The organism is Psychrobacillus sp. (genome assembly GCF_056205495.1).
This window is the reverse complement of record NZ_JBAEAP010000532.1, coordinates 1-3710: the sequence shown is the minus strand read 5'-3', so window position 1 is coordinate 3710 and position 3710 is coordinate 1. Positions and strand designations below refer to the sequence as shown.

At 39.0% G+C, this 3710-nt stretch carries 2 protein-coding genes and 1 pseudogene; all 3 read right to left on the bottom strand.

Translation table 11 applies throughout. The features are described 5' to 3' along the window. A pseudogene (locus AC06OU_RS15025) lies at positions 1-837 on the bottom strand (hypothetical protein); the annotation flags it as partial. Between the two features lie 1038 nt (positions 838-1875). Continuing rightward, entirely contained in the window at positions 1876-3000 is a 1125-nt protein-coding gene (locus tag AC06OU_RS15020; RefSeq protein WP_475856856.1) for an acetylornithine transaminase, read from the bottom strand. After that, positions 2997-3710, bottom strand: a 714-nt coding sequence (argB, locus tag AC06OU_RS15015) for an acetylglutamate kinase (protein WP_475856854.1), incomplete at its 5' end; no start/stop codon positions are given. The genes AC06OU_RS15020 and argB, both read right to left, overlap by 4 nt.

The window sequence follows — 3710 nt, the reverse complement described above, 5'->3', positions numbered from 1 at the left end:
ACCTTTATCAAATGTGAATTGTCCAGCTGCTAAAAGATCAGCAGGAGTTTTAGAGAATTTAACTACTACAGTGTTTTTGTCAGTACGTGATACTGATAACACTTGAAGTGGCATAGAAGCTGCTACATCATCAGCAGATTTTTGTAGAGTAGTCTCCCATTTAAGATCAGCTGAATCAAGAATTGATTGAGCTTCAGTTAATTTAAGAGCTGCTTCTTCTAATTTGTTAGCTTTTACGTCAGCAGCTGCTGCTTTAGTAAGCATATGAACAGTTACTTCGTTAGCATAGCCACGAACTGTTTTTTCAATTGGTAATTTGTATTCTTTAAGAATTTCATCACGAGTTGATTGTCCATAAACACGGTAGTTAAGAATAGTTTGTTTACGGAATTCTTCAGTTACTACATGATATTCTTTTTCGATTTGATCTAAGTTACCTGCTGCAACAGCAGCTTCGAAAGCAGCGTTTTTAGCAAGGATTTTTTTACCAGAAGTAATAGCATCAATATATGCTCCTGCACGAGTGATACTTACTTTTGGATCTACTAATTTAGCTTGAGAAGCTAATTTTGCTGATGCATCTAATTTAGCGATTGCATCCTCTGCTTTTTTTACTGCATTTTTAGCATTGTTGTACTCAGTCCATGGTTCATTTTTGTAGTCAGCAGTACCTTCTACTGAAATAGCCCATTTAAGAACTGTACCTGCATTTTGTGCGTCTGTGATTAATTGATTTACGTTTGTTGCTGCATCTGCTTGTTGAGCTGGTGCTGCTGCAACGAATGCTGAAGCTGCTACTGCAGTTGAAGCTGCAATTTTAATAGCTTTTTTCTTCATAAACTTGTGATCTCCCTTCGCTTGTGTGTTGCATTTTTTTTAGTGTGTAAAAGCGGTCGCCTGATCGCGTCCATTATCATCACCCTAACAATATATGAGTATACCCAACTCTTATACTAAAATCAACCAATAATATAGAAAGTTTACCAGTTTTTTTAAAGAATGATGTTATGAAAGCACCAGTGACTTCATTACACTTTCCATAATACAGTAATATTACCATTTAGGCTAGTCTTTTTTAGAATTTTTTCTTTTTACAATATAGTTTGATATATTCTTGCTTATCTCCATTTATTAGGATAAGTCTGATTAAAAAAATAATTTTATATTTTTTAGAAAAAGGCGTGCATTTTTCCAAATATATGTTATGATGTACAGTATAGAAGGTTACTTATAAATGTGTAACGCCGTAAACTTGTTTGTACATTAATTAGTGTGCAGCCTTCTACTTCCTTCGTTTTATCGCTCAAGAAAAGAAGCATCTGATCTTCGGATGCTTCTTTTCTTATTTTATGAAGAGAATTTATAAATGGAAATTAACTTAGCATCGACTCATTCTTGGGTCGATGTTTTTTATTGTTTTCTACTTCTTTTTTTAAATATCCACGCTGAATTCATTTTACTTTTACTTCCTTTTAAGGTTTATAATCTCTGGATTCCTTATCTTAGAATGATATTTTTATGACCCATCACGCATAGTACAATAGCACTTGGCTATTACCTTATAAAACTAATCAAAAACTTTTTTCATCGTAATATCTCTTTTTACGTTGTAAAACTCCTGTAAAATACTTGAAACACTAGTCTATTAAGCATAGGAACTAAGTTTTATATCTTTGGAAAGATTCAAAGAGATTTTGCTATATTTATATAATGTCTACCCCTAAAACTGCTAATTATTACAAGTGCCAGGCACCTGTAATACTATTGAAATCTAGTTTTTCTTCTGTATAGATAGAAAAACAAAAAAGACCTCTCTATAAAGAGTGGTCCATGTTTGTGAATAGCGGTTCGCTGAGCGCTTTAATTCAAGTTTATTTAGTTTAGGATGCTAGATAGGATTTCTACTGCTTGATCGATTTCGTCATGAGTTACTGTTAATGGGGGCAGTAGACGGATGACGTTTTGGCCTGCTCCTACTAATAGAAGTCCGGCTTTTTCAGCTTTGGTTATGTATGGTGCCGCTTCGTCTTCACAGACGAGTCCTAGTAATAAGCCAGCACCAACTACTTTATAGGATGGCAATACCTCCGTCAGTCTATGCACAAGATACTCAGATTTTTTTTTGACCTCGTTTAAAAATTCCGATTCAAATACGTTTTCTAGTACTGCTTGAGCGACAGTGACTGCAAGGGGGTTCCCTCCGAATGTCGTACCATGAGTTCCTGGGGAGAATGTTTCTCCTAGAGCACTAGTTCCGAGCATTGCTCCGATTGGAAAGCCACCGCCCAATCCTTTTGCTAGTGTCATAATGTCTGGCTTTAAGACGGTTTGCTCGTAGGCATAGCGGGTACCTGTTCGGCCGATGCCTGTTTGGACCTCATCTACAATCAGTAGGATCCCCTTTGATTCACATATATTAGAGATTGCTTCGGCGAATTCAGGGGTAACTTTGTTGACTCCCCCTTCTCCTTGGATAACCTCTAGCATGATCGCACCGACCTCTTCATCGATAGAAGCCTCTAGCTGCTCCACATTATTGAATGGCAAAGTTTTGAATGTCTCTAGCACTGGACCGAAGCCTTGACGTACTTTTTCCTGACCAGTTGCGGACATTGCTCCAAACGTTCTGCCGTGGAAAGAGTTTTCGAAGGTAATAATAGTATGTTTCCCTGTATGCTTGCGTGCGAGCTTGATGGCAGCTTCGTTTGCCTCGGCTCCACTATTGCAGAAAAAAGCATGAGAAAAATGAGTTTCTTCTATTAAAGTGCTAGCAAGCTGCTCCTGCTTTTTACTTTCGAATAAGTTCGATGTGTGCCATAGCTTTTCGCTTTGCTCTTGGATTGCTTTTACAATGGCAGGGTGCGCATGCCCTAGGCTGAGCACCGCTATGCCACTAGTGAAATCCAAGTATTTTTTGCCCTGATCATCGGTGACGATTGTGCCCTTTCCTTCTATTAAATGTACAGGGCGTCGGGCGTAGTTTGGAAACAAGGAACTCATGCAAAAACCTCCTGATGAACTATCGTTGTACCGTTTAGCTTTTCATCTACAATTTTGACAGATGGAATACCCTCTTTTAGGCAGTCCATAGCTGCAGTGACCTTAGGAATCATCCCGCCATATATGTCTTCGGATGCGATCCATTCCTTGATAGAGGATGTTTGCACGACCTCTTGGACTTCTCCGTTTATCTTAATACCTGGTGTGTCTGTTACTAGCAGCAGGCAATCTGCTTTAATTGCTAAAGCGATTTTACTTGCTACGGTGTCTGCATTTATATTGAGTGGTGTTGCATCTGGTAGGCAGCCAATACAGGAAATGACTGGTGTGATGCCATTTACTAGCAGTGTTTCAAGAATGCCTGTATTGACCTGTTTTATTTCTCCGACAAAGCCGTAAGTCTCCTTGTCTAAGAAGTCGCATTCGAGTAGATTGCCATCATAGCCGCTTAAGCCTACAGCTGCAATCCCGTTTTGATTGAGCTGGAGCACTAGAGCTGGATTGACCTTGCCGACGAGTGTACATTGGACAATGTCTACTGCTTCCTCGGAAGTTACTCGGAAGCCATTAATAGTAGTCGAAGCTACTCCATTGTCCGCTAGTGCTTTGTTGATAGCCGGGCCACCGCCGTGGACGATTATGATTTCATTGCCCTCAGATTGTAGCTTCTTAAAGTTTTTAAAAAACTGTTCATTTAACCCTTCCAGCAT